Source organism: Lactobacillus porci, from assembly GCF_009695985.1.
In the GTDB taxonomy this organism is placed as follows: domain Bacteria; phylum Bacillota; class Bacilli; order Lactobacillales; family Lactobacillaceae; genus Lactobacillus; species Lactobacillus absianus.
In genome coordinates, this window is record NZ_VUMX01000004.1 from 48,880 (window position 1) to 74,252 (window position 25,373).

20 protein-coding genes, 1 pseudogene and 1 riboswitch are annotated in these 25,373 nt (G+C 50.2%); of the genes and pseudogenes, 18 read left to right on the plus strand and 3 right to left on the minus strand.

Translation table 11 applies throughout. The features are described 5' to 3' along the window. Nucleotides 1-248: 248 nt before the first annotated feature. The gene (abc-f, locus tag FYJ62_RS02315) at nucleotides 249-1,742 is read left to right on the plus strand and encodes a ribosomal protection-like ABC-F family protein (protein WP_154547333.1); all 1,494 of its coding nucleotides are present in this window, start codon (nucleotides 249-251) and stop codon (nucleotides 1,740-1,742) included. A 62-nt stretch (nucleotides 1,743-1,804) separates the two neighbouring features. Here the strand turns inward: abc-f and FYJ62_RS02320 are convergent, their stop codons facing one another. Next, complete coding sequence (locus FYJ62_RS02320; RefSeq protein ID WP_154547335.1) at nucleotides 1,805-2,269, minus strand: pyridoxamine 5'-phosphate oxidase family protein; 465 nt, start codon at nucleotides 2,267-2,269, stop codon at nucleotides 1,805-1,807. Between the two features lie 347 nt (nucleotides 2,270-2,616). On the opposite strand from FYJ62_RS02320, the gene FYJ62_RS02325 reads away from it, so the two are divergent. From FYJ62_RS02325 to FYJ62_RS02395, 15 genes and pseudogenes are all read left to right on the plus strand, one after another. After that, nucleotides 2,617-3,030 carry a MarR family winged helix-turn-helix transcriptional regulator gene (locus FYJ62_RS02325; RefSeq protein ID WP_154547337.1) on the plus strand — a complete coding sequence of 138 codons (414 nt, stop codon included), beginning with the start codon at nucleotides 2,617-2,619 and terminating at the stop codon, nucleotides 3,028-3,030. Between the two features lie 10 nt (nucleotides 3,031-3,040). Continuing rightward, nucleotides 3,041-4,426, plus strand: a complete 1,386-nt coding sequence (locus tag FYJ62_RS02330; protein WP_154547339.1) for a DHA2 family efflux MFS transporter permease subunit — start codon at nucleotides 3,041-3,043, stop codon at nucleotides 4,424-4,426. A gap of 245 nt (nucleotides 4,427-4,671) precedes the next feature. Continuing rightward, a complete protein-coding gene (locus FYJ62_RS02335; RefSeq protein ID WP_154547341.1) occupies nucleotides 4,672-8,238 on the plus strand; it encodes an SEC10/PgrA surface exclusion domain-containing protein in 3,567 nt (1,188 codons plus the stop codon). A 265-nt stretch (nucleotides 8,239-8,503) separates the two neighbouring features. Next, nucleotides 8,504-9,250, plus strand: coding sequence for an SAM-dependent methyltransferase (locus tag FYJ62_RS02340; protein WP_154547343.1), 747 nt, complete (start codon nucleotides 8,504-8,506; stop codon nucleotides 9,248-9,250). Continuing rightward, the gene (locus tag FYJ62_RS02345; protein WP_154547345.1) at nucleotides 9,247-10,224 is read left to right on the plus strand and encodes a hypothetical protein; all 978 of its coding nucleotides are present in this window, start codon (nucleotides 9,247-9,249) and stop codon (nucleotides 10,222-10,224) included. The genes FYJ62_RS02340 and FYJ62_RS02345 overlap by 4 nt, the downstream gene beginning before the upstream one ends. After that, entirely contained in the window at nucleotides 10,217-11,617 is a 1,401-nt protein-coding gene (locus tag FYJ62_RS02350; protein WP_154547347.1) for an RsmB/NOP family class I SAM-dependent RNA methyltransferase, read from the plus strand. The genes FYJ62_RS02345 and FYJ62_RS02350 overlap by 8 nt, the downstream gene beginning before the upstream one ends. Nucleotides 11,618-11,664: 47 nt before the next feature. Continuing rightward, nucleotides 11,665-12,492 carry an LD-carboxypeptidase gene (locus tag FYJ62_RS02355; protein ID WP_154547349.1) on the plus strand — a complete coding sequence of 276 codons (828 nt, stop codon included), beginning with the start codon at nucleotides 11,665-11,667 and terminating at the stop codon, nucleotides 12,490-12,492. Between the two features lie 76 nt (nucleotides 12,493-12,568). Then, complete coding sequence (locus tag FYJ62_RS02360) at nucleotides 12,569-12,760, plus strand: hypothetical protein (RefSeq protein ID WP_154547351.1); 192 nt, start codon at nucleotides 12,569-12,571, stop codon at nucleotides 12,758-12,760. Between the two features lie 66 nt (nucleotides 12,761-12,826). Further along, nucleotides 12,827-13,115 (plus strand): annotated as a pseudogene (locus FYJ62_RS02365) (putative quinol monooxygenase); the annotation flags it as partial. Nucleotides 13,116-13,433: 318 nt separating this feature from the next. Continuing rightward, entirely contained in the window at nucleotides 13,434-14,393 is a 960-nt protein-coding gene (locus tag FYJ62_RS02370) for an AAA family ATPase (protein ID WP_154547353.1), read from the plus strand. Continuing rightward, nucleotides 14,362-14,568, plus strand: coding sequence for a hypothetical protein (locus tag FYJ62_RS02375; RefSeq protein ID WP_154547355.1), 207 nt, complete (start codon nucleotides 14,362-14,364; stop codon nucleotides 14,566-14,568). Before FYJ62_RS02370 ends, FYJ62_RS02375 begins: the two co-directional genes overlap by 32 nt. Before the next feature lie 358 nt (nucleotides 14,569-14,926). Next, nucleotides 14,927-16,255, plus strand: coding sequence for an RNA-guided endonuclease IscB (gene iscB, locus FYJ62_RS02380; protein ID WP_154547438.1), 1,329 nt, complete (start codon nucleotides 14,927-14,929; stop codon nucleotides 16,253-16,255). A 43-nt stretch (nucleotides 16,256-16,298) separates the two neighbouring features. Further along, the gene (locus tag FYJ62_RS10970) at nucleotides 16,299-17,783 is read left to right on the plus strand and encodes a VWA domain-containing protein (protein ID WP_154547357.1); all 1,485 of its coding nucleotides are present in this window, start codon (nucleotides 16,299-16,301) and stop codon (nucleotides 17,781-17,783) included. Between the two features lie 193 nt (nucleotides 17,784-17,976). Continuing rightward, complete coding sequence (locus tag FYJ62_RS02390) at nucleotides 17,977-18,402, plus strand: hypothetical protein (protein WP_154547359.1); 426 nt, start codon at nucleotides 17,977-17,979, stop codon at nucleotides 18,400-18,402. 29 nt (nucleotides 18,403-18,431) lie between these two features. Then, nucleotides 18,432-20,456, plus strand: a complete 2,025-nt coding sequence (locus FYJ62_RS02395) for a hypothetical protein (protein WP_154547361.1) — start codon at nucleotides 18,432-18,434, stop codon at nucleotides 20,454-20,456. A gap of 89 nt (nucleotides 20,457-20,545) precedes the next feature. Here FYJ62_RS02395 and dapF read toward each other — a convergent pair whose 3' ends face one another. Both dapF and FYJ62_RS02405 read right to left on the minus strand, forming a co-directional pair. Then, entirely contained in the window at nucleotides 20,546-21,538 is a 993-nt protein-coding gene (gene dapF, locus FYJ62_RS02400) for a diaminopimelate epimerase (protein WP_154547363.1), read from the minus strand. An 11-nt stretch (nucleotides 21,539-21,549) separates the two neighbouring features. Then, complete coding sequence (locus tag FYJ62_RS02405; protein ID WP_154547365.1) at nucleotides 21,550-22,908, minus strand: aspartate kinase; 1,359 nt, start codon at nucleotides 22,906-22,908, stop codon at nucleotides 21,550-21,552. A 243-nt stretch (nucleotides 22,909-23,151) separates the two neighbouring features. Continuing rightward, nucleotides 23,152-23,331: riboswitch (Lysine riboswitch) on the plus strand. Nucleotides 23,332-23,447: 116 nt separating this feature from the next. Here FYJ62_RS02405 and dapD point away from each other — a divergent pair. Continuing rightward, a complete protein-coding gene (gene dapD, locus FYJ62_RS02410) occupies nucleotides 23,448-24,161 on the plus strand; it encodes a 2,3,4,5-tetrahydropyridine-2,6-dicarboxylate N-acetyltransferase (RefSeq protein ID WP_154547367.1) in 714 nt (237 codons plus the stop codon). A gap of 42 nt (nucleotides 24,162-24,203) precedes the next feature. Continuing rightward, nucleotides 24,204-25,355, plus strand: coding sequence for an N-acetyldiaminopimelate deacetylase (locus FYJ62_RS02415; protein ID WP_154547369.1), 1,152 nt, complete (start codon nucleotides 24,204-24,206; stop codon nucleotides 25,353-25,355). Nucleotides 25,356-25,373 lie beyond the last annotated feature (18 nt).

Here is a 25,373-nt window from a genome sequence, read left to right on the forward strand (position 1 = left end):
TAAAGCAACTGGACATAAGTGGGGAGCTGTGCTATCATAAGAGTCAAATTACTGATCGAAAAGGAGGCGAAAGCGTTGCGTCTGTAATCTTGCATTTTCATAGACAACCATCATGATTTAAGCAGCTTTATTTGCTGTGCAGTCAAGGGGGTTACTATGCACTTTTGCAAGATTGACGCGGCTTTTGCGGCTGAGAGTCTGTCCCATGCAGGGGTGCAGACTCTCTTTTTTCTTTTCGAGGTTACAAAATGACAGTGATTCAGATTACGCATCTTTCGTACACATACCCAAATCAAGCCCAGGAAATCTTTACCGATCTTTCTCTCTCTTTGGATTCCAGCTGGAAATTGGCTCTGATTGGCAGAAATGGCCGGGGCAAGACAACCTTTCTCCGCCTTCTGGCCGGGCAATTGGGAAAGCAGGCAGCGGTCAGGTCGGATTTGACTTTTGCTTATTATCCCTGCTTTTTGCCAAAAGAGGAGCCAGCTTACTTCAGCTTGCAGGATATGGACGGTTTTGAGCTGTGGCGCTTGGAGAAAGAAATGAACCGGCTGAACTTGAGCCCGGATTTACTCTATCAGCCCTTTGGCCAGCTCAGCGGGGGAGAGCAGAGCAAGCTGCTCTTGGCTTTGGCCTTCAGCCAAGATGGCGTCTTTCCTTTGTTGGATGAACCGACCAATCACTTGGATAGTGCCAGCCGGAAGGAAGTAGCCGAATATCTGAAAAGAAGCAAGAGCGGCTATATCGTGGTTAGCCACGACCGGCAATTTTTAGAAGAAGTCAGCGACCATGTCCTGGCCTTGGAGAATGGAGAAATTCACCTTTACCGCGATGACTTTGACGGCTATCAGCAGACCAAGGACCGGCGCGACCAGACCAGCTTGGACCTGGACCGGAAGTTGCGCCGGGAGATCAAGAGCTTGGAGAACAGCCAAAAACAGCTAGCGGCCAATGCCCAGAAGGCAGAGAGCAAGATTCATGCCAAGGGGAAAATCAAGCCTGACCACAAAGCGGAATTAAGAGACAAGGGCTTTTTGAGCAAGCGGGCGGCCAAGGTGATGAAGCGGTCGAAAAACGTGGCCCGCCGGCAGGCGAAAGAGGAGGCAGCCAAGCAAGGCCTCTTGTCCAATATTGAAGAAACGCCAGCTTTAGACTTGAACTTTAAGCCAGACTACCATCAGACTTTGTTTACTGGCCGTGGCCTTAGCTTGGAAGTTGCTGGCCGGACCTTGTTTGAAGGACTGAATCTTGAAATCGCCAACCGGGGCATCGTGGCTTTGACGGGCCCGAATGGCAGCGGCAAGACCAGTTTCTTGTCCTGGCTCTTGGGCAAAGACAAGCTGACCTGCCAGGGAGACTGGCAGCTACAGAGCGGTCTTAAAATTAGTTATTTACCGCAAGACTTGTCGTTGTACCGGGGGGATCTGGCATCTTTTGCCAAAGAATATTGCCTGGACTATGAGAATTTGTTAAACCAGCTGAAAAAATTAGGCTTGGAGCGGGAAGCTTTTAAGCAAAAAATTGAGGAGATGAGCCAGGGGCAAAAAAAGCGGGTGGCCCTGGCCAAGTCCTTGACTGAAGAAGCAAACCTTTATCTTTGGGACGAGCCCGCCAACTACCTGGATCTCTTCAACCAGGACCAGTTGATAGCTCTGCTAAAGAAAGAACAGCCCGCCATGCTGCTCATTGACCACGACCAGGCCTTTATCAATGCCGTCGCCCAAGAGCATGTGTGTTTGTAAATTTGGTCATGAAAAAGGCCCTCGAAATTAGTTTCCTGATTTCGGGGGCCTTTTGGCATGCATTAGAATGTAAAGCTCTTTTGGAAGATTGGCGTTTGCCGCAGATCATAGACAAAGCCATCCGTAGGCGTAATTTCAAAGGGGCGCAGCAATTCCCGGCGTTCTGACTCGGTCTTGTTGATTTCCAGCATTTCGGGATGGCATTCATAGATCTTGTCCAGGTAAGAAAGATCAACCTCTTTGACAGTACCGTTGAGGGTAAAGCCAACGCTGGATATCGTCTCTTGACCTTTCAGCGCGGTAATTGAAACGTATGGCTGAGCATGCAGCCGCTGATAAAAACTTTTCTGGTAAGTCGTGGCGAAGTAAAGCTTGCCATCAAGGCAGAGCTCAATATCTGCTACGTTGGTAAAAGGCCGGCCATTGGCAACCGTTCCGAAAACGACCGATTGAAAGGCAGACGGGATTAAGTCTAAAAATTCCGCGTTGCTTAACTTGCTGTCTAACATTGGTACAGGTTTGCGCATAACTTTTTTCTCCTAGCAATATATGTATAATTAAAACTTACAAGATCAGCATAGCACTTTTATTAGCAAAAAGTGGGGGAAGGGGATCCGGCAACAATTTTTACTAGTCATAAACATAGTTATGTAAAGCTAACGCCTGAGAGCAGCTTTTAAGCAAACTCGCTGAAATCCTTGGCTAAGTGGCTATTAGCCTTGCGCCAGTCATAAAGCTGTCTACGCCCTACATTTTCTACTCCAAGTCAAGTCTTATCAATGTTTTTGGCTGGCTTTCAAGAAATGCTAGACAACTAACAAAATTCCGCCTATAATTTTGTTAGTTATCTAACAGAAAACAGTGGAGGATTTAGATGGAGCCAATTAGAAAAATGATCAAGGCAGCCGCCAAAAGCATCGACCACCACGCGGGGCCTTTTGCTCAAGAATTGCGCCTGACCCGGGTGCAAATGGCGACCCTTGACTTTATCGGCCGTCAGCCTGGGCAAAGAGCCAAGCAGCACTTGATTGAAACTGAATTTGCCATTCAGCGTTCAACGACCACGATTATGCTGCAGCGCTTGGAAGTGAGGGGCTTGATCAAAAGAGTTCCCGATCCTACCGACAAGCGGCAGAAGTTAGTCCAGCTGACCCAAGAGGCTAGCCAGTTGCTGCCAAAGATTCGTGAAGAAATTAAAGACGACGATCTGGAACTTCTGGACCATTTCAGTCAAGCTGACCTGGACACGGTTCGCCGCCTGCTGGAACACATTGCAGAAAAGGGGTAAAGCATTTTATATGAGTTCGAAAATTTCCAAGAAAGTCTACGCGGCCATCCTGGCCACGGGCTTGATGTCCTTTAGCGGGGTACTGGTGGAAACGGCCATGAACGTGGCCTTTCCAACCTTGATGCGGGAATTTGGCTTGGCCACCAATACGGTTCAATGGATGACCTCAATCTATTTGCTGGTAATTTCGGTGGTCGTTCCTTTGTCCGCCGTTTTGAAAAGTTCTTTCAAGACCAAACAGCTCTTTATCTGCGCCAACTTGCTCTTCTTCCTTGGACTCTTGCTTGACGCGCTGGCGCCAAACTTCCCGCTTTTGCTGCTGGGCCGGGCTACGCAAGGGCTGGGGACCGGGATTGCCCTGCCTTTGATGTTCAACATTATCTTAGAACAAGTCCCAGCTGAAAAAATTGGCTTCATGATGGGGTTTGGCAACCTGATTACTGGCGTTGCTCCGGCCCTAGGCCCAACCTTTGGCGGCCTCATCATCAATCACCTGGGCTGGCGCTATGTCTTTTGCTTCTTAATGCCCTTGATCGTTTTATCTTTCTGCTTGGGCCTCTACGGCATCCAGCAGAAGTCGCCGATCGTTAAGATTACTCCGGATCTTTTGAGCATTGCATTAATCGCTATTTTGTTTGGCGGGGTGATCTACGGGTTCAGCAAACTGTCATCTGGCAACTTGCAGTTGACCCTTTTGCCAATTTTAATCGGCCTGGCAGCTTTAGGCCTCTTATTGATCCGTTCGAAAAAAGTCGCCCAGCCAATCCTGCACTTTGAAATTCTGAAAAATAAATCCTTCAGCCTGCAGTTGTTTGGCTTCTTGCTTATCCAGCTCTGCTCTTTGGGCAATGCCTTTTTACTGCCCAATTATGTGCAAATGGTCAATGGCGGAACGGCAACTTTGGCTGGTTTAGCTACCATGCCGGCAGGCATTGCTGGCGCTTTGATGAGCGTGGTCGGCGGCCGGCTGTATGATGAAAAAGGGGCCAGACTGCCAATCATGACCGGGGTCAGCTTGATTGTCATTGAGCTCCTGGCTTTCGCCTGCTTGTCCGGCCACATGTCCAACTGGCTGATCTGCCTGGTCTACATTATCTACATGACTGGGATGGGGATGACTATTGGCGTGGTCATGACCAACGCCTTGGCCAGCCTCAAGCCGGAATTGTCGGCCCAAGGCAATGCGTTCTTAAACACGATCCAGCAATTCGCTGGTGCCATCGGGACCTCGCTTACTTCCGCCATTGTTGCCTTCAGCCAGAGCCAAGCTGGCTCAAAAGGCCCGGGGCCAACTGCCCTGGGGACCCAGCACGCCTTCATCTTCTTAGCCATTTTGGCGGTCATCCTCTGGCTGATCTTTTATCGGGAAATCGGAACTGAAGGCGGAGCGAAATAATTAATTTATCATTGTAATTTGCAATAAATATTAAGAGAAAAAAGCCTTAGAAGCACGTTATATCAGTGCTTCGAAGGCTTTTTTATATGGTAAAATAATGATTCCGAAAATGATCATTTCTGCTAAAATTAAGTTGTAATGAGTGATGTGATTTTCAAGAAAGGAGAAATAAAGTGATTTTTAACTCTAAGTAAAAATGTGATTGCTATTAATAATGTGTTTAAGGGAATAAAGGAGAATAAAAAATGGATTCACAAACCTCAAAAGAGCTTAAAAAGGTTGTTGTGATTGCCACAGCCGGGGTTGCTGCTGTTGGTGCAGGTACGTTGGCAAATCAACCGCAAACTGCTCAAGCAGCTGCTGAAAGCACGCCGACTAATGCTAGTGCTACTGATGTGCAAGCTGCCCAAAATGCGGTCAACCAAGCTCAGCAGGCTAATGATGTGGCACAAAAAAACGTTAGTGATGCCAAGAGTCAAGTAGAAAGCCAGCAGACTATAGTTGACAACGCGCAAAAAGCTGCGGACCAAGCATCTTCAGCTTTAAGCGACGCTCAAAAGACTGCTGCCCAAACAGAGGCAAACCAAAAGCAGCTTGCTCAGGATCAAGCTGCCTTGAAGCAAGCGCAAAGTGAAGCAAATACTGCTCAAAACGCGCAAGATCAAGCACAGCAAGCCGCTGATTCAGCCGCAAAGGCAGCAGGTGATCAAAAGCAAGCCACAGACAGTGCTGAAAAGGTTGCTGCAGAAGCTGCCGCTAAAGCAGGAGACGCTGAAAAGGCTGCTGCTGACGCTAAAGCAAATGCGGATGCTAAGCAAACCGCCAGTGAGGCTGCTCAAAAAGAAGCCAATGATGCCCAGTCAGCTTTAACGGATGCCGAAAAGGAGGCTGCAGAAGCGCCGGCTAAAGAAGAAGCTGCTCAAGAGGCACTGACTGCTGCTCAAAAGGCAGAGGGAGCTGCCAAGCAAGTCAGTGAAGAAGCCCAAGCTGCTGTAAGCCCAGCTGAAGCTGCCAAGCAAGCTGCTCAAGAGAAACTGGACCAGGCCAAAGATGAGACTGCCGCAAAGCAGAGCGTTGCTGACCAAACTGCAAAGAGCCTGGCTGCTGCCAAGGAGAAGGAAAGCGAGGCTAAGCAGACTTTGGCTGATGCCCAAGCAGCAAGCAATGATGCTGTCCAAGCCAAAGAGGCAGCTCAAGCGGCATTAAACAACGCAAGTTCTGCCGCAGAATCAGCTGCCAGTGACGTGACTAGCAAGAATGAAGCGTTGGCTGCAGCTAAGGATGAGGCAAGCAAGGCAACGCAAAAGCAAAATAAGGCTCAAGGTCAAGCTGAACAAGCCAGACAAGCCGCAGCCGCCGCCCAAACGGCTGTTGACAAGGCCCAGTCAGACTTGAATAACGTGGACAAGAACGTAATCGTTATGCCAGACGGCTATGTTGCTGCTCTTAAGGATTTCGCTGAAACTAATAGTATGACGGCAAGAGAAAAACTTAACTCATTTACCAATGATTACAAGGCCAGTGCCTTGAACTCTGCAATTCAGAGTTCTGATTTCAGGAATAATACTGTTCCGGTAACTAAGAATCAGTATCAGCCAACAGCGGGGGATGCTGATAAGATGGTCAAGGTTACTAACGGTGAACTGGATGACCAGGCCTTGCAAGAATTGAGCATTTATGTTGCTAAGCTGCTGAATCCACTGCGTGAGCAGGCCAATGCCACTGATGCGGACTATAGCGTTACGGCCAACTCTATTGACTATTCCAAGAGAGTTGGCCAAAGCTATACTGCAGATAATTGGAACATGCAGGCTAAAAATGGGCATGATATGGAAAGATTGAGATCCCAAGCTGAAACACCAGAAATGAAAAAAGCAGGGGCTGACGGTTCATTCAGTGAAAATGTGAGTGCTGGTTATGTTTACGCGCTCAACACTGAAGATGAATGGCAGAATCATTACAAGGACTTGATTGAGCCAGCTTGGAGTGCAGTTGACAATGGTGGCTATACTGGCACTTTAAGCATGGATACTTTAAAGAAAGCGGTTTACGCTTCAGTGGTCGACATGCTGTTTGATGATGACCACAGTGGCTGGGGTCATGCTACTAACTTTATCTTTAATAGAGGTGTAAAAGAATCTCTCGGTGTTTCTTTGGACCAGTACCTGCAGATCCACTTCAATTCAATCCATTTTGACAATGACAAATCAACAGCTTACACGGTTCCAAAACCTGCAGACATCGCTGGGATGACTGCCAAGTTGAATGCAGCTAAGTCAGCTTTGACTGCCGCAAATCAAGCTAAGGCAGATGCAGACTCAATTTTGGCTCAAGCTAATGATGCTTTGTCTGTTGCTCAAAATAAGCAAAGTACTGCTCAAACGGCTTTAAATACTGCTCAAGCTGTTTCAAGTCAAGCAGAAGCTGCCGTTAAGTCTGCTCAAGCAGAGTTGACTTCGGCTACCGCAGATGCTGAAGCTAAGGCAGGCGCAGCAATTGCCGCTCAAGCCGCCGCAACTGCTGCCAGTGCCGCAGTTGCTCCAGCTCAACAGGCTGACGATGCTGCCCAAGCTGCCTTGACTGCGGCCAAGTCAGCGCAAGCTGCGGCTCAAAACGACCTTGATTCCAAGAGCGCTGCTTTGGCTGCTGCTATGGCTAAGTCAGTTCAAGCCAGTGATGCTTACCAAGCCAGCCAAAAAGCGACTGCAGAAGCTCAAGCGGCCTTGGCTCAAGCCAGCGAAGGCATCAAGAATGCCGAAAACAAAGTTGAGGCCGCTAAGAGCAAGGTAGCCGCCACTTTGGCAGTTGCCGAGAATGCTAAGACTGCCGCAAATAGTGCCACAGCGGCCTTCAATGAAGCTGCTAAGACTGCTCAAGGCAAGGATGCAGCTAAGAAAATTGCGGCTGATAAGCTGGCTGCTGAGCAAGCTAAATTGTCTCGACTTTTAGCTGCGGCTGCCAAGGCTAATACTACTCTTGCTTCAGCTAAGGCCGCTAAGACTGCTGCTGAAGCTAAGGTCAAGGTTGCCCAAGACAAACTTGATGCTGACAAGAACTTGCCAACTGATACTAATGCCGCCAGCTCTGCCGTTTCTGCAGCTAAGGCCCTGGCAGACAAGGCAGCTGCCGACTTGAAGGCCGCCCAAGCTGACCTGGCTACTAAGCAGACGGTTCTTGCTAATGCTCAAGCTGCCGCCGATGCCGCTTCTGCAGCTTTAACCAAGGCAGCAAATCATTTGGCTATTGTCAAGGCTGTTGCTGATGCTGAACAGAGTTCGAATACTAATAATCCGTCTACGGAACCGACGACTCCAAGTCCGGAACCAAGTGACAAGCCGTCTACGGAACCAATTACTGAACCAACCACCACACCAACTGGGACTAAAGAAAATACTGAAGAACCAACCAATACGAAGGAAAATACCGACGGTGGTGAAGTTGTAACTGTAGTAAACACGGATGAAGAGCCGGCAACTAAGCCTGTTGCCAAGCCAACCACCACACCAACCGGAACTGATGAAAATACTGAAGAGGCAGGTGATACTGGAGCAGATACCGAGGATGGTGAAGTTGTAACTGTGGTTAACATGGATGAAAGAAATGCAACTAAATCCGTAGCTGAAACTCCAGCTCCTGTGACCAAGTCAGCTTCTAAGCCTACGGTTGCAAACACCCCAGCGGCATCTGCAACCAAGTTGCCGCAAACAGGTGAGAAGTCTGCTAAGTCTGGCATCTTAGCAGGTATCCTTTCTCTTCTGGGCAGTCTTTCTCTCTTTGCTATCAGCTTTAAGAAAAGAAAGCAGGAAAACTAACAGCTGATTTAGCCAGTCCATAACTTAAAGTGCCCTACAATTGTTAGACATAGACAGCTAACGATTGTGGGGTATTTTTATGGCCAAATATTTATTTGAACTAAAAGTGAAAATTGCCTCTGACAATAGCGACTGTTTAAGATTTTCTAAACGCCTGATTCTCCATGGCACTGCAAAGCCATCCTTGGTGGCGGCAGCTTGAAATTGTCCTTTCAAGGCGTATTTTTTGTTGCTTAATGGTAAAATCGTTAGTAAGGATAAAATTATGACAAAATACATTGATAAGTTGCAGGCTTTGTCTGCACAATTGAAGAATCAAGAAATCGCTGATCAGGTAGCGGAAATCTGCCGGATCGATCAGGCAGTCAAGAAGCGGCAAGTCTTAGAACATGCCCCGGGCAAGCTTGGCCTTGAGCCGGATGAATACGAGGAAATCAGCTGGCAGATACCCGATGACCAGCTCAAGAACTTGCAGACGATGAACAACCTGCTGAACAACGTGCGTCAGTACCTCTCGCTTGAATATGGAATCTGGTCCTTGCCTAACTTGGCCACGGCCAAACTGATCATGGAAGAGCTGGGGGTAAAGACCGCGCTTGAAGTCATGGCAGGAAATGCCTACTGGTCCAAAGCCTTAATGGCTGCCGGCATGGACGTGGTGGCGAGCGACTCCTTGGAGTGGGCCAAGACCTCGGCAACTGGCAGTGAGCCCTTTTACCCAGTCGTGAATCTGGAGGCACAGAAAGCAGTTGAAAAGTATGGCGACCGGGAGCTGATCCTCTGCTCTTGGTCGCCTAATTTCGGCAATAGCGACATTGCCTTGATTGCCGCCAAACGCAAATATGCCCCGCAAGCCCATCTGCTCTTTATTGGCGAGCGAAAAGGCGCCACTAATTCGCGGTCTTTTTGGGCGGGAAATTATTGCACAAATTCGCGGGCAATTAGCAGAATCAACCAGAGTTTTGTTTCTTATGACTTTATTGAGGAAGAAGTATTTGAGGTGAAGCCATGAAGCGACACAGATTAACCGTTAGCCTGTTTTCATTCTTGATGTTGATCCTGATCGGGATCGTCTGCTCGAACATGCAGTCCCAGCTGGCCAATCAGATCCTGCAGGCACGGGGGATGAGCATGGAGGCACGAATCGTCAAGCCGAAGAAGGACGTCGAAATCAAGACGGTTTTGCGGTGGATCAAGAAGAAATATCCCCATGACTCCGTGCAAATGCAGCTTCAGAACAAGTATGAGAAGAAAGAGGTCCTGATCTGGGCTCAGAATCGAAACCTGCACTACTTTCCCGTTACCCAGGGGCGCTTCTTCACTTCGGCCGACTTTACTGGCCGGGTGACGTTCGCGGCGCTGGCAGCTTCGGCCGAAGTTCCAAAGCTGACGACCCAGGGCAATACTTACGTAGTTCTGGGTGGACACTACTATTCCGTTGTGGGCACCTTGAAGCGGGTGCCATACCAGGGCGTTAAGACCTTCTACCTGACTACCGGCCCTAATCAAGAAACTGCCAAGGATTCGATCAGCGACTACGTGGTCTATGTCGATGGGTCCAAGAGCGCGATCAGCCACATCGCAACATATTTGCAGAGCAAGACTTGGTGGCCGGACTTCGTCAAGCGCAACCGCCAGCGTCGCTTGACCCTCCTGATGCCGGAAGCCTTGCTGATTCTGTTCTTGACCTTGATTGCAATGGCCGCGATGGCGCTTGATGCCTGGCTGTTGTACCTGGAAAGCAGGCGCACCCATATCACGGGGGATCTGCTGACCAACTTTATCTTGAACAAGAGTGGCCGCTTCCTCTTCTTCCAAGTCTTGGAAGGGGTTGGAGCCTATATCCTCTTGGTTTGGCGCGCCTATATTGGACACCGGGGGATGCTGGCTATGCTGCTGATCGGCGTTGTTCTGTTGGAAGTTTGTGCCTACATCGGGACTTTGTTATACATCTACAATCATGGAGAGAAAATAGAGAATGCTTGAAATTCCTGCACAATTTAAAGAGAAATTTGCTCAGTTGCTGGGCGAGGACGAGGCCGCTCGCTTGTTCAAAGCCTTGGATGAACCCAGCAAGAAGGCCTTCCGGGTCAACAGCCTGAAGAAAGGCGCGGCAGTCAGCTATGATTTGTCAAGGCCGGTTCCTGGCATCCCCAACGCCTATTACGGTGAAATATCGGGCAAGGACGTGGAATGGACCAGCGGGACCGTTTATTCCCAAGACCCGGCGGCCATGTTCCCGGCCCATCTGACCGACGTCGCCCCAGGCGACCGGGTGCTGGACTTGTGCGCGGCGCCAGGCGGCAAGAGCACGGCTTTAGGCGAGAAGCTGCAAGGGCAGGGGCTTTTGGTGGCTAATGAGATTTCCCCGTCCCGGGCCAAAATCCTGCGTGAAAATTTGGAGCGCTGGGGGGTGACCAATGCCTTAGTGACAAATGGCAGCTCAGAAGACTTGAGCAGCAAGTTTCCGGCCTTTTTTGACGAGATTCTGGTCGACGCGCCCTGCAGCGGGGAAGGGATGTTCAGAAAAAGCGAAGATGCCATCAAGTACTGGTCTGAGGACAATGTCTTAACCTGCCAGGCGCGGCAGCAGGAGATTCTGCAAGAAGCGGTCAAAATGCTCAAGCCAGGTGGTCAACTGGTCTACTCAACCTGCACCTTTTCACCAGAAGAAGACGAAGCGATCGTATCCTGGCTGATAGATAACTATGGCTTCACGGTTGAAGAGCGGGACCTGGAAGGCGTGCCAACGGCCGCGGGACGGCCTGAATGGGGCAACGGAAATCCTGAGCTGGCCCGCTGCTTCCGCTTTTGGCCACAAGACGGCTTAGGCGAAGGACAGTTCGTCGCGGTCCTGCGCCTGCCAGCAGCTTCTAACGCCGCAAGCGGGGAAAAGCCGGCAAAGCGCAAGCAGGACAAGCGCAAGAAGCGGGGCGGCCGGCGCGAGGACCAGATCAGCAGGGAAGATCTGGAATATGTGACTGAGGCCTTGCAGGGACTCTCGCTGCCAGCTGGTCTTGAAAACTGGTCCAGCCGCCTGCAGAAGAGCAAGGATCACGTATTTGTGCCGCTGCTTGCTCCGGATTCTTTGCGCGGACTCAAGATCCTGAGCAACGGGATGGAGCTGGGGATGCTGAAGAAGAAGCGCTTTGAGCCAAGCCACCAGCTGGCGGAAGCTCTGGGGCAGATTAAGCAGGACCGGGTCGTTGACCTGGATGAGGGCCAATATGAGCGCTACCTGCATGGGGAGAGCCTGCAGACAGCCAGTCAGCTCAAGGGGTTCGTTCTGGTTGCCTCTAAGGGCCAGGTCTTCAGTTTCGGCAAGCTGACCACAAGTGGGCAGCTGAAAAACTTTTACCCTAAAGGCCTGCGGCAGTAGAAAAAAAGCAAGAAAACATATCAACAGTTATGTAAAGTGAGGCTTGGATGAAGAAAGCAGCATTGACGGCTTGCTCCGATCCGCTGACCTTAGACCGCAAGGGAGAAGTCAATGCACTAAAGAGCGTATTGGCTTCTTTTGGCTTGAGCGTCACGGAGAGCGAGTATTTGTATGACCAACGGCTGGCTGGGCGTGGCCCAAAGCGTGGGGCGGAACTGACCAGCTTTTTCCTGAATCCGGACATGGCATATATTTTTGACGTCTCGGGCGGCGATTTGGCCAATACTGTCTTGCCATATATCGATTTTCCAGCGATCAAGGACAGTCGGGCAGCCTTTTTTGGCTATAGCGACTTGACAACGATTCTGAATGCGTTGGTCAAAAACGGCAATACTGCCGTCAACTTTCAGGCACGGAACCTGATCTATGACCACTCACGTGAAGAACAGTACTATTTCAATGAGCAGGTCTTGTCAGGCAAGTTCGCGCCAGAATGCCTGAAGGCCACTTTCTTGCGTGGCAGCGAGCTGCGCGGGGAAGTACTTGGCGGCAATCTTCGCTGCCTGCTTAAGCTGGCAGGGACTGAATACTGGCCTGATTTTTCGGGGAAGATCCTCCTGCTGGAAAGCTATGGGGGCGGAGTCTACCGCATTGCCACCCTGCTGGAGCAGTGCCGGCAGCTGGGGCTTTTTGACCAAGTCAGTGGGATTCTCCTGGGAACTTTCACTGAGCTGGAAGAAAAAGGGCAGGAGAGCACGGTCTATGATCTGCTTAAAGAGATCACCCCAGCTTCCCTGCCAATCGCCTGGACGCATTATATTGGCCATTATACGGACGCGCGGGCCTTAGCTTTGGGCCGGGAGATCGTTCTTTAGTTACATTCACGCGGCAAAAGCGTTATAATAGCCTTAAAGAAAGCGCTTGCTTTGCATAAGATATGAGGTGACAATTATGTCTGGTGAAAAAATTGCTGACGCGGTCGTTGGTATTATTGCCGTCGTTACCTTAACCATCGTGTTTTTTATGTATCCTAGTTATACGACCACTATGCTGATTGCAGCCGTAGCAATTGCAGTCGGGTATTATTTAATCAAAGAAGTCGTCAAGAAGATCTTGATGCACAATCACAAGTTTGGCTTTTAAAGCAAGGCATTTCTGGAAAAATAGCTTCGCGGTTTTCCGCGGAGCCGTTTTTTTCGTAAAAAAGACACTGGAGAAAATGGCAGCGCCCGCAAGTTCGCGGAAGAAATGGGAAGAAGCGGCGTAGCTGGCCGTATTCGGGCTGAGGAAGGCAACGAGCTTTATTCCAATGAACGACCCGGAAACCGTGCTGCTGATTGACAGCTGGCGCGATCAAGCGGCCTTGGATGCCCACCACGCTTCCCCAATGATGGGGGAATTGGCCGCACTTCGTGAGAAGTACGATCTGCATATGCAAGTTGAGCGCTTTGTCACTGCCTCGGAAGCTGCAGGAGACGCAAAATTTATCCGCAAATAGGCAATCGTATTTTTGCCGTAAACGGTAGCCAAATAGCCAATTTAATAAGCATGTCTTTGCCTTGAGTTAAAGACATGCTTTTTTGTTGCATTAACTTTTTGCCTGTTTTGTCAGAAAAAATAGCGAAAAAATTTCACGGAATTTTGGCCACCCGCAAGTCCGCTTCCTGACTGGAATCTAACAGAAAATGAATAGTGTAAAAGCTAGATCTGACAAGGGATCAGATCACTTTGGGCTGAGGTGGACAAGGGGCCAAAAATGTAGTTAAATTTTAGTCAAGCTAGAACATATGATCGTGTATTTAGAAAGAGGTTTGCAATGAAGCTCAATTTAAGCCAAATCAGGGATGCCCTGATGAGTCAAAATTACCTTGCCAGCTCCGAGATGCTCCATGCCTTGTGGGCCAGCATCAGTCAAGACAGGCCGCTGCTCTTGGAGGGGGAGCCAGGGGTTGGCAAGACAGCAGTTGCCAGAGCCCTGGCTGACGGACTCCGGCTGCCATACTGCCGTGTGCAGATGTATGACGGATTGACTGATGACAAGATCCTCTATGATTACGACTATCAAAAGCAGCTTTTGATGCTGGAGCTGCTCAAGCCTAACCTGGAACAGACTCTGGCGGGGCTTAGCCCAAGACAGGCCATGCAGTCGGCGAACCTGGCCGTTGACTTTTATGGACCCGACTTTTTGATCAAGCGGCCGATCTTAAAGGCCATCAGCGGCGATGGCCCGTGCGTGCTTTGCATTGACGAAATCGACAAGGCACCAGAAGAAGTCGAATACATGTTGTATGAATTTTTGGAGGACTATGCGCTGACCATTCCCCAGCTAGGGGAAATTAAATGTCCCGCCAATCAGAAGCCACTGGTATTCATTACTTCCAATGGCTACCGGGAACTCTCCGGGGCCTTGAGAAGACGCTGCAATTACTTGTACATTGAGCGCAAGAGCAAGCAAGAGCTGACGGAAATTCTGATGAAGAAGGCAGCCGCAGAACCGGACTTGGCCAGAGGAATCGCCGCTGCCCTGTTTGAGCTTGGCCAGCAAGCAGAGCTGCTGCACTATCAGCCCTCAATCGCTGAAGCAATTGCTTATGCCAAATTCTTGCAGGCAAACGAGCAGGCAACCAAGGAATTAGCCATGAACGCGCTGAGCATTCTGGTCAAGGACTGCAGGGATCTTGAACCAGTTTCAGAGATTTTGCAGAAATTTGGTGCCGGCATTTGGAACGGTAAAGGAGAAGTGGATGATGAATGGTCAGAGTTTCTTGCCCACTGAGGTCATTGACTTAGGTATTTATCTGCAAAGCCTCGGCTATCAAATCCCGGCAGATTATGCTGAGCTGGTGTTTAAGTTAATGGGCGATGCCCCTTTCAATGAAACGAATCTGACCTTGGCAGCCTGCGAGCCGCTTTTAAAGACGATCATGGTGAAGTCACAGCGTCAATGGTAACCCCTCACTGAAGTGAGGGGCTTGGAGTGCAAGCTTCAAGCCTCAATATCTTTGTGGGGTGTTCCGGAGAGATCCGGAACTCATTGTCTAGGCTAAGCTTTCCAGTCGGCTTCGGCTGGCAGGAAAGAAAAACTACGTTATCTTTGTTATCACACCATGGGATGATGCTCTAGTCCCATGCGCTGTGGCAGATCTGTAAACAGTCATGAGGTTAACGTGACAGTCAACTGCGTCGTCATGGTTCTTCGGAATCATGGCAAGCATGGATAACATTGTCGAAGGGCAACAACGCAACTTCGCGTTGGGTCTCCCAATGCGGATAGCGGCCGGCAGCATGATTGCCGGCAAAGGAGGAAAAATGGAATATGAGAATGCCAATCGGGTATTTCTGCTCAACAAGGACGGCAAGCCGCTAATGCCATGCCGTCCAAGAAAGGCCAGACTGCTTCTGAAAAGCGGCAAGGCATTCGTGGTCAAGAAATATCCGTTCACCATTCAACTGAAATACGGCTCATACGGCTATAAGCAGAAAGTCAGTCTTGGCGTTGACACCGGACAAAGACATATCGGCTTTGCCGTAACGAGTCAGGACAAAGTCCTTTATCAAAGCGAGGTAGAGCTTCGCCAAGACGTGCATAAGAATCTTTCCACCCGCAGGGTCTACCGCAGAAGCAGAAGAAATCGCAAGACCCGCTATCGTCAGGCACGCTTTTTAAACAGAGTGCACGGCAAGCGAGACGGCTTGTGGCTTCCACCGTCAGTAAAAGGCAAGGCAAGCCACAACATTGCTTGGATCAAGCGCTATTTGGCTGTATTGCCGAACCCAGATCTGCATATTGAGGTGGGCAAGTTTGACATGGCCAAGATGGTCAATCCGGCCATTTCGGGCAAGCAGTATCAAGAAGGAAGTCTGCATGGCTGGAAGAACTATGAGTACTACGTGCTGGCACGTGACGAATATACCTGTCAGCTCTGCCATAAGCATGGCGAAGGCGTAAAGCTTGTCGTCCACCATATCGTCTACCGCTCACAGGGCGGGACAGATCGGGTGGACAATCTGATAACTCTTTGCACGAATTGTCATACGACGAAGAACCACCAGCCGGGCGGCAAGCTCTACAAGTGGATGAAGGCCAAGAAGAAAGTAACAAGGCAGCTGAAGGGGGCAACGTTCATGAACATTCTGCGCAAGCGGATCATGACCGCTTTCCCTGAAGCGTCTTACCAGTATGGCTATCAGACTTTCTTTGACCGCAAAAAATTCAATCTGCCAAAGGGACACTTCACGGATGCAATCGCAATCAGCGGGATCAAGTCAGTTGGTCAGATGCCGGAGACGGTAGCGATGATCAGCCAGTTCCGCAAAAAGAAGCGTTCGCTTCATGAGGCAACCGCCCGCAAAGGCCGAAAAGAAGCAAACAGAACATCAAAACGCAATGCCAAGAACACAAAGTATGCCAGAGGATTATGGCTCAATGACTATGTACATGTCATCGGGACTAATCTCAGGGGCTATGTGCAGAGCTACCTGTCAAAAGGCGCTTATGTTCGCCTCTCAGATGGCTTAGGCAATTACGTAATCAAGGATGGCAAGAATTACATCAGTACAAAGCTTTGTAAGCTGATTACCCATAACGGCAACTGGCAAAAAGCAGAGCAAAAGCTTTTGCTTTACGAATTTAAGTAAGAAAGAAGGCAGGCAAGCCCTATCCCTCCACCCAATGAAATAGGTGGAATCCCGGACTTGCCTGCCGTTAAAAATTATTGAAGCCCGGTATTTCCACCAAGATTTCGCGGACTTTCTGCAACGGCGAAAATCGCTTAAGGCGGCTCATGACCGCTACCAAAACCGGCTGCGGGAAGAAGAACGGCAGCATCAGGAATTTGCTTTGCAGCTGGCGGAAATTTCGCGGACCAAGCAAGCGCTGCTGGGCAAGGAGCTTAATGCGGCAGAAATGGTCGCGGCTTCCTCACGCTTAGCCAGCCAAATCCAGCAAGGCCTCAAGGCTGTTCAAGCTGACTACGAACTGGTCTTTGGAAAATGTCCGGAATATGAGCTGCTGCAAAATATGGCCGTCATTGCCGCCACAGGCAGTCCACGGCAGAAAGCCGCTTTGGCTGAAAAGCAGGATAGCCTGCGCAAGATTTTGCGTGGCGGCATGAAGACGGTAATGAGCACGGCAGATCCGCTCGCCATGCTGGATGTAATCGCAAAGCAGGTCAAGCTGCTGGACCAGTTCCAGCAAAAGCGCCGCCGTCTTGCGCGGCAGATCGCGGAAAACGATGCCAGACGCATGGAAATCCTGACGCAAGAACACAAGTTGGCAGATTCGGTCAAGCAAGCCAAGCAGGAAATGGACAACTTGCTTAGCGGACTGACGGGCGAAAGCATCAGCCAGCGGGCAATTGTCAAAACCCAGAGCCGTCATTCCCGCAATGCCTTAAATGAAGGGCGCTGCGGCGTGCTCTCTCTTGGCCAGGGAAACGCCTTGCTGGACAAGAGCTTCAACAGTCTGTCCCTGTCAGAGCAAGAAGAAATTCGCGACTATCTGCTGAAGAATGCCCGCAAGCTCAAGACCCGTTTTTTGCGAAGAATCCGGACCAGACAAAAGCAGCGGCTGGATGTAGCAGAAATCTGCAAAAAGGCCTGCCGCACTGAAGGAATTCCAATCGAGCTGGCCTATGTCAAGCCGAGAAGAAGCAAAAGCAAGATTGTCATGCTCCTTGACGTTTCCGGCTCTTGCCGCCAGGCCAGCGAGATGATGCTGACTTTTATGTTTTTTATGAAGGACGTTTTTGCTGGGGGATGCAAATCTTTTGCCTTTGTCAATTCGCTTTTTGACATTTCCAAGCTGTTTGACCAGCCAAATGCAGATAAGGCATTGCACAAGGTCCTGAATACGATTCCTACCCATGGCGTCTATTCAGACTATGGGCGGCCCTTGCGCGAACTGCGGCAGGAATATTTGGCAGAGTTTACCCGAGAGACGATCGTGATCTGGATAGGCGACGCTAGAAACAACTTTCGGCCCACTGAAGCGGAGACTTTTAAGACTATCAGCCGAAGGGCAAAGAAAACGTACTGGCTGAACACGGAACAAACAAATAAATGGAATACGGGGGACTCGGTTCTCGCGGAATATGCTCAATATGCAGATGAAGTTTTCTGCGTGCGCCGGCCTCGGGATCTGCTGAATTTCATCGATGCTATCTAAATTTTTTTGACAAGATCCTCCAGTGAAAATGCCGTCGTAGAGCCATTTCTCATTTGGAGCTAATCTGCAGGAAGCTGACAGCAGCGCCGTTGAAAGCGTTTGTGCAGTGAGTGGACAAGACTGAGATATCTGTATTTTAATGTGTTGCGTAAACCGATCAATCTTGATAATCGAACTCACGAAGGAGAAAAATATGAGCAAGATAAAAAGCGACGCAACCATGACTGATGATTTAGACTGCCTTGTCTCCCAGCTGCGCGAAGACGCGCGCAAAGCCGGCATCAAGCCGGATGAGCGCATCTACGTGTGGGTCAAGCCGAGAGTGAGCTTCAGTTCAGCTACCCGGAAATTTTCGGCGGTAATGGCCTGTCTGGTCATGCCAAAGGCAAGCAGCGTGACGATCAAGCTGCATAGAGCGGATGAGCAGCGTAAGCCAAAAGAAGCTCAACGCGATTTTATGGAAGGCATGCTGGTCATGATTGAACCAGATGGCAGCAATCCATTCAAAAGCCAGAAGGTGCTGAAGCAGATTATGCAGCCAGCGGAAGAAATGGCGCAGCGGCTCAACCAGCAGTTTAACGACTTCTTGAGAACCCATCCGGACAAAACACAGGACTGAAAATGCGGCAAACGAAAGGAGGGAAAAGCTTGATTTCAGAAAAAGGCGCAGTACTCATCGCCCTTGATCTGCTGAATGGATATGAGAATGAGCTGGCTATCGATCCAACGAAGATCAAGTGCCGCAAGTCGAATGCTGGAAACTATATGATTGATCTAGTGACCGATGATCCGCTTTTAGGCTTGGAAGCCGTGGTTACACCGGATGGCAGCATCATCAATCTGGATTTCAGTGGACCTAAAGCTAAAGAAAGCCGGCACATGCACGCGAAAATGCTCGCAAAAATCCGCCAGCGGCTGGCCTCGGCAAAGCAGATTGGCTTTGACAAGCTCACCATGCTCAGAAGGATTTACCTCGAGTATCCTGATCTGGAAGAACAGGACTGTCATATCTACCGGAAGGGGAAAGACAAGATGCGCTATGATTTTCAAAGCTGCCAGCTGCTGGTGAAAGCAACTGGCGAGTTAAGCCTGCTTGCAAAGAGGCAGATTGAACCCTTGCAATACGTCCGTCAGCGGCTTGGCAGGATAAAAATCAATGGATTAGCACCGCTGACGGCATGGGAAGATGAGACGCAGCTGACAATTGAGGCTATAGCCGAACCAGAGGCCAAATTCCGGCTTAGAGAGTCACGCTTCAAAATTGCCAAGAGCTCTGATCCTCGACTGCTTGATGACGCTCTGGCGAACCTGAAAGACGACCTGGTTGAAAATATCGTGCCCCAAGACTATGGAGAAGCAGAATTGCTCAAGATGACGGCAGAATTCTTAAGCCAATCCAAAGATCTGCTGACTGGCCTTGAGAAGGCCTGGCCGCTATTGGATACGGAAGCGGCCAAGCAGATGATTACGCCCGAACGGCTCAAGCGCTGGATCTGTTATCAGCTCTTAGACCAAGAGCGCCTCATTTCCTTCTTCAAGCAGTCAGCAGAACTTAAGGCGGGCAAATGTCGTCTTAGTCGCGGCAGGATTTATCTGCAGTTTCCAGTTCAGCCTGAGCAATTTCAGCTGCTGGATTCGCTGACGCAAGAACAGGCCAGGATTATGGCTGACTATTTCCAAGACTTTGCCAATTGGGAGCACGCAGAGCCCTGCAGCTATGTCGACCTGGATTTAGCCAGTGGACAATTTGAATTGGCGCCAGAAAAGGTCAAGATGCTCGAAAATTTTGAGCAGACCTTGCGGAAATGCAGCCAGTATCAGGAATTTCTGGACTGTTGCAGTGCTGATGGCCTGCAAGCAGCCAGCAGGTACTTGAAGGCCAAGGACCAGATTCAGGTGACTGCCACGGGAAAGTCGGGGAAAGCATATCAAGTCACCTTTGCGCTTGATGAGCAAGCAGTGGATAGCTGCCAGGCCTTTCTGACCAGATGCTTGTCCGAAGAAGCGAGCTGGGAGACCAAAATCGCCAAGCAGCTCTCTGAGCACAAATTGCTTGGGGACATCGTGGCTGTTGCCATTGCCAAGCTGGCCATGACCAACGAATATCGTATTACGGCTAAGAACGTAGTTAAGATTCTGCGCGATCTGTCCATTGACTTTTACGATGACTTGCATCCGACTGCTTATGACAAGCACTTCCGTCTTTTTAGCAATCAAATGATTGAAAGCCGGATCAAGCAAATGCTCAAGAGTGGACTGATTGCGGCGGAAGACCGCTACTTATTGAGCTACCGGATCTATTATCAAGAACTGGTGCCAAGCAGCTTGACAGAGAGCTTTATCCAGCAGTCGCTTGCCAGCAAGGATGGCGAGCGGGAGACTGATTTCAAGCTTTGGCATGAGCTTGTCAATCTGCCTGATGAATTGGCCAGCGCCGACGCGCTGCTGATGCTCAAGCGCTTGATCGACCATCCAGCCGTTTTTTGCATGGCTGAAGAAGAGTGTGCCGCCTTCTTGCAGGGAAACCGTACGGTCTGCAGAAAGTACCTGACGCCGGCCATCACCTTGGAAGATGATCCTTTTAAGAAGAAATACCTGCGGCAGCTGCTTGCAAAGTGCCGGCTGGTCAAGCAGGAGACGGCAACTGAAAAGGAGGCTAAAAGCTTTATCTAAAATAAAAGAAAACATAAAAAATAGAGGATATCCAGTAAGTTGGATATCCTCCATCATAATTATTGTTATGTAAATAGTTTGGCTAAGGCTTAACGGATTGCAGGCAACTGATCGACGAAGCTCATGTAGGCAGCCTGTTCGCTAGTTTCCGTGATCTTAGCCGCATTTTGATCGACGCGGGCATGATGCAGGTCAGCTTCCGCGATCTCCACTTCATGGGTTTCAGTCGCGTTGCCGATCAATTCGATCCAATACTTGTGATCTTCGTTATGTAAGATGGTCTTAACCATGCCGCCAGGGTTAAAGACGGTGATTGGCTGATTGAAATGACCTAAATCAGGGTGGGTCAGGGCAAAGACCAGTGAGCTGGCCGACATCCCCGTCCCGCAAGCGTTGGTGAAGCCAACCCCTCTTTCAAAGGTGCGGACGAAGAGCTCATTTTCACCGCGGATGACGACGTAATTGACGTTGACGCCATCGGAGAAGTAAGGGTTGGTGCCGTTGAGGTAAGTCCCCAGTTCGCCCAAGACCGGGCTCGTCAGCTCAGCTTGCTTGATGAAGGTGACCAAGTGCGGGTTTGGCACGGCAAGCGCACTGAACTTCCAGCCGGGAACGAATTCTGGGACCAAAGTGTCTAAAAGGCGTTCATGGCCCAGGTTGTCAAAAGGCAGGTCTTCCTTGGCAAACTTGACCGGTGAAATCTCGACCGCCATGGCTGGCACGCCAGGGGCAAAATCAGGCTGGCGGCGGACTTGCAGATCCGTATACATGGTTTCAACCTTGAACTGGTCCTGGCCGGTCTTTTCGGACAAGTAGCGGGCCACGGTGCGCAAGCCATTGCCGCACATTGAAGCCTCACTGCCGTCGGCGTTGATAACCCGCATCTTGCCGAGCACCCCTGGATGATCAGACTGGCTGATTGCCAGAACGCCGTCAGCACCGCCTAAAAGGCCCGTTTCCGGGTCAGTCAGCTTGATCGTCAGTGCTTTAAGCTCTGCGTCGCTCAATGGCTGCTTGAGCACGGTTTGGTCCAAGATGAAAAATTGATTTTGTGAGCCGTGAACCTTCAAAAGCTTGGTCATAATTGTCTCCTTTAGCGCTTGAAAAAGTAGTCGTAGATCGCCTTAACCGCCCGGTCAGCGTCTTCAGTGGTCGTCCCGATCATGATCGAGATTTCTGATGAGCCTTGGTTGACCATGCGCAGGGAAATCCCTTGGGCAGCGACTGGAGTGGCAATATCGCGCATGACGCCGATATGATTCTTCATGCCTTCGCCAACGATCATGATAATGGCGTAGTCGTTGATCCATTCCAGGTGGTCAGGATTGATTTCAGTTTGAATGTCATCGCAGACTGAATCGATGATTTCATCACTCAGCTTATTCTTGTCAAAGATAATGGTCAAATCGTCAATCCCAGTTGGCATGTGTTCGTAGGAAAGGCCATATTTGCTGAGGATGTTCAGAATCCGGAGGGTAAAGCCAACTTCCTTGTTGATGAGGTACTTGTGCAGGTAAAGAGCCGCGAAGTGCTTGCTGGACGCGATCCCAGTCATGATATGTTCAGGCTTGAAGTGCTTTTCCGGAACGATCATGGTCCCACGTTTTTCAGGGTGCTGGGTGTTTTTGACGTTGATTGGGATCTGCCCCTGGATAGCAGGAATCAAGGCCTCATCATGAAAGACTGAAAAGCCAGCGTAAGACAGTTCCCGCATTTCCCGGTAAGTCATGGTCTGGATTGGCAGCGGGTGGTCGACTACGGCTGGGTTGGCGGAGAAAATCGCGTCAACGTCGGTAAAGTTCTCATAGAGATCGGCATGGAAGCCCCGGGCAAGAATAGCCCCGGTAATGTCAGAGCCGCCTCTGGAGAAAGTAGCAATGTGGCCAGCCAAGGTATAGCCATAAAAGCCAGGGAAGATCAGCTTTTCGTCAGGCTCATACTCAAAGTTCTCCAGGGCTTGGTAGCTTTCTGGAGCGATAGACGCATTGTTGGGTGAGCCAGTTACCGTCAAGCCGGCGGCTTTTGGATCAACGAAGCGGGCCTTTACGCCCTGCTCGTTCAAGATGATGGCGATCAATTGGGCATTCAGACATTCGCCATGGGCCTTGAAGGCGGCCATCAGGTATTCGTTGTTTGGATAGTTGCCATTTGGCAGGGAAAGCAGAATATCGCGCAGATGTGAGATATTGCCTTCTTCTACGCCAAAGTAGTGGCCAATTTCCACATAGCGCTGGAAGATTTCCTCAACCGTAGCGCTGGCGTTTTCTCCGCCAATGATCTGGTTGGCATATCTGATCAATAGGTCGGTAACCTTGATATCGCCAGCGTGACGCTTGCCGGGCGCAGAAGTTACTACGATCTGCCGTTCTGGATCACTGGTGATAATCTTGAGGGCGTTGGCAACGGCAGGACCGCTGGCCAAGGAACTGCCCCCGAATTTTACAACTTTCATGTGAAAAGCACTCCTTAGTTCAAAAAGACTTTAATTAACTTTTAAGCTATGTAGGACAATAGCATGATTTTTTCTAATTTGCAAAATATATTCTGCAATTCATCAGGTTGAAATCCGCCGCGATCCGCTCCAGGATTGGGATCTTGCCAGGTAAATATTTTTTCTGCAAGGGAAAAATTACACGTGCTATTAAAAAGGCATGAAAAATACATTGACAAGCTCACAAAATTAAACTAGACTGTAGGCAATTGAAGAGGCGCAGCCAACATCAGTAGCGCGGGAGAGCCGGCCAGGTTTTGACCCCACGTGAAAGGGGCGGTTGCCGAAGCGTTTGTCGAGATGGCTAGGGCAAATTGGCTGGGTTGCAGTTGAAGAAGCTGCAGACTGTCGCAGGGAATTTACCTGCGTTGCGCTTGCAATTGACGGATTTAATGATGAATTTATTCAAGCTCCAGATTGCGTAAGCAACCCGGGGCTTTTTATTTGTCGATTTCGCGGGCGCTCCCAAATTAAATGGAAATTTGAAAGAGGTTAACAAAATGGCAGAATTAGACGCACAAAGCATCATCAACTACATTGGCTCCGCGCCAAAGAAGACTCCGGTCAAGGTTTACCTGCGCGGTGAAGGACTGGATCAGCTGAGCTTTCCAGAAGGCACGGATCCTTTTGTAGAGGCAAAGACCGGCGTGGTCTTCGGGGACTGGAAGGATCTCAAGCCTTTCCTTGAGGAGCACAAGGGTGACTTTGCTTCCGTCCGGGTTGAGAACAACGCGCGCAACTCTGCCGTGCCAATGCTTGACATCAAGGAAGTCAATGCCCGCATCGAACCAGGTGCCTTTATTCGCGACCAAGTCGTGATCGGTGACAATGCCGTCATCATGATGGGGGCCGTAATCAATATCGGGGCAGAAATTGGCGAAGGGTCAATGATTGACATGGGCGCCGTGCTTGGTGGCCGGGCAATCGTTGGCAAGAACTGCCACATCGGTGCCGGCACTGTCTTAGCTGGGGTAATTGAGCCAGCATCCGCTGAGCCGGTTCGCGTGGACGACGACGTCCTGATCGGGGCCAATGCGGTCGTACTTGAAGGCGTTCATGTCGGCGAAGGCGCCGTGGTGGCTGCTGGTGCGGTGGTTACCAAGGACGTGGCCCCGCACACGGTGGTCGGCGGCGTGCCAGCCAGAGTCTTGAAGCAAGTCGATGAAAAGACGGAAAGCAAGACCGGTCTTGAAGAAGACCTGCGCAAGCTTTAAGGATGACAGAAGAAGTTCAGCAATATTAAGGAAGTTTTTGAAATGGCAGCTTTGACGGAAGAAGAGCTGATTCAGATCCGGCGCCACTTGCATGAGATCCCTGAATTGGCCCTGCAGGAAAAGGAAACCCACGCTTACTTATTAGACGTGATCAAGCAGATGAAGCAGGACTACCTGACCATTAGAGAGCCAGCAGAATTGCCAACCGCCCTCCTGGTCTTGGTCAAGGGGAGTCAGCCCAAGCGCACGATTGGCTACCGGGCGGATATCGATGCTCTGCCGGTTGAGGAAGAAACCGGCCTGCCATTTAAATCCAAGCATCCCCATGTGATGCATGCCTGCGGGCACGACATCCACATGACCGTCGCCCTGGGCGTATTGAGCTATTTTAGTGAGCATCAGCCAAAAGACAATCTGCTGTTTTTCTTCCAGCCGGCTGAAGAGAGCGAAAGCGGCGGCAAGCGGGCATATGAACTGGGCTTGTTCTCAGGAGAATGGAAGCCAGACGAGTTTTATGGGCTTCATGACAATCCCGGCTTGCCAGCAGGAGCAATTGGCTGCTTGAACGGCACCCTTTTCGCGGGCACGACGGAAGTCAATATCGATGTTTGGGGCAAAGGCGGGCACGCAGCCTTTCCGCATCAGGCCAAAGACGCGGTCGTTGCCGCGGCAGCCTTGATCATGCAGATACAGACCATCATTTCCCGCAGCATCGACCCGATTCAAAGCGGGGTTGTGACCTTGGGCAAGGTAGAAGCTGGCAGCATTCGCAACGTGATTGCCGATCATGCCCGCATCGAAGGCACGATCCGGGGGCTGACGCAAAAGATGATCGAGCTGATCGACCAGCGGCTGGCTGAGATCTGTCACGGAATTGAGCTCAGTTTTGGGGTCAAAGTGGACCTGGGGCTTAACCAAGGCGGCTATTGGCCAGTAGAAAACAACCCGGAATTGACCGCCAACTTCATTAATTACATGAAGGGGGAGCCAGACGTTGAGTTCATCGAAACCAAGCCAGCAATGACGGGTGAAGACTTCGGCTTCCTGCTTGCCAAGTTCCCAGGCACCATGTTCTGGCTGGGAATTGACGATGATTCATCGCTTCACTCAGCCACTCTCAAGCCCAAAGAGGAAGCCATCTATAAGGGCGTGACCGCCATCAACGGCTTTTTGAACTACCGGATGGACCAGTAAAGCGCTACTAACAACAGT

What these genes read in the sequence shown, in the direction of transcription:
- abc-f (WP_154547333.1), top strand. Translation starts at nt 249, where the DNA reads ATGACAGTGATTCAGATTACGCATCTTTCGTACACATACCCAAATCAA.
- FYJ62_RS02320 (WP_154547335.1), bottom strand. Translation starts at nt 2,269, where the DNA reads ATGCGCAAACCTGTACCAATGTTAGACAGCAAGTTAAGCAACGCGGAA.
- FYJ62_RS02325 (WP_154547337.1), top strand. Translation starts at nt 2,617, where the DNA reads ATGGAGCCAATTAGAAAAATGATCAAGGCAGCCGCCAAAAGCATCGAC.
- FYJ62_RS02330 (WP_154547339.1), top strand. Translation starts at nt 3,041, where the DNA reads ATGAGTTCGAAAATTTCCAAGAAAGTCTACGCGGCCATCCTGGCCACG.
- FYJ62_RS02335 (WP_154547341.1), top strand. Translation starts at nt 4,672, where the DNA reads ATGGATTCACAAACCTCAAAAGAGCTTAAAAAGGTTGTTGTGATTGCC.
- FYJ62_RS02340 (WP_154547343.1), top strand. Translation starts at nt 8,504, where the DNA reads ATGACAAAATACATTGATAAGTTGCAGGCTTTGTCTGCACAATTGAAG.
- FYJ62_RS02345 (WP_154547345.1), top strand. Translation starts at nt 9,247, where the DNA reads ATGAAGCGACACAGATTAACCGTTAGCCTGTTTTCATTCTTGATGTTG.
- FYJ62_RS02350 (WP_154547347.1), top strand. Translation starts at nt 10,217, where the DNA reads ATGCTTGAAATTCCTGCACAATTTAAAGAGAAATTTGCTCAGTTGCTG.
- FYJ62_RS02355 (WP_154547349.1), top strand. Translation starts at nt 11,665, where the DNA reads ATGAAGAAAGCAGCATTGACGGCTTGCTCCGATCCGCTGACCTTAGAC.
- FYJ62_RS02360 (WP_154547351.1), top strand. Translation starts at nt 12,569, where the DNA reads ATGTCTGGTGAAAAAATTGCTGACGCGGTCGTTGGTATTATTGCCGTC.
- FYJ62_RS02370 (WP_154547353.1), top strand. Translation starts at nt 13,434, where the DNA reads ATGAAGCTCAATTTAAGCCAAATCAGGGATGCCCTGATGAGTCAAAAT.
- FYJ62_RS02375 (WP_154547355.1), top strand. Translation starts at nt 14,362, where the DNA reads ATGATGAATGGTCAGAGTTTCTTGCCCACTGAGGTCATTGACTTAGGT.
- iscB (WP_154547438.1), top strand. Translation starts at nt 14,927, where the DNA reads ATGGAATATGAGAATGCCAATCGGGTATTTCTGCTCAACAAGGACGGC.
- FYJ62_RS02390 (WP_154547359.1), top strand. Translation starts at nt 17,977, where the DNA reads ATGAGCAAGATAAAAAGCGACGCAACCATGACTGATGATTTAGACTGC.
- dapF (WP_154547363.1), bottom strand. Translation starts at nt 21,538, where the DNA reads ATGACCAAGCTTTTGAAGGTTCACGGCTCACAAAATCAATTTTTCATC.
- FYJ62_RS02405 (WP_154547365.1), bottom strand. Translation starts at nt 22,908, where the DNA reads ATGAAAGTTGTAAAATTCGGGGGCAGTTCCTTGGCCAGCGGTCCTGCC.
- dapD (WP_154547367.1), top strand. Translation starts at nt 23,448, where the DNA reads ATGGCAGAATTAGACGCACAAAGCATCATCAACTACATTGGCTCCGCG.
- FYJ62_RS02415 (WP_154547369.1), top strand. Translation starts at nt 24,204, where the DNA reads ATGGCAGCTTTGACGGAAGAAGAGCTGATTCAGATCCGGCGCCACTTG.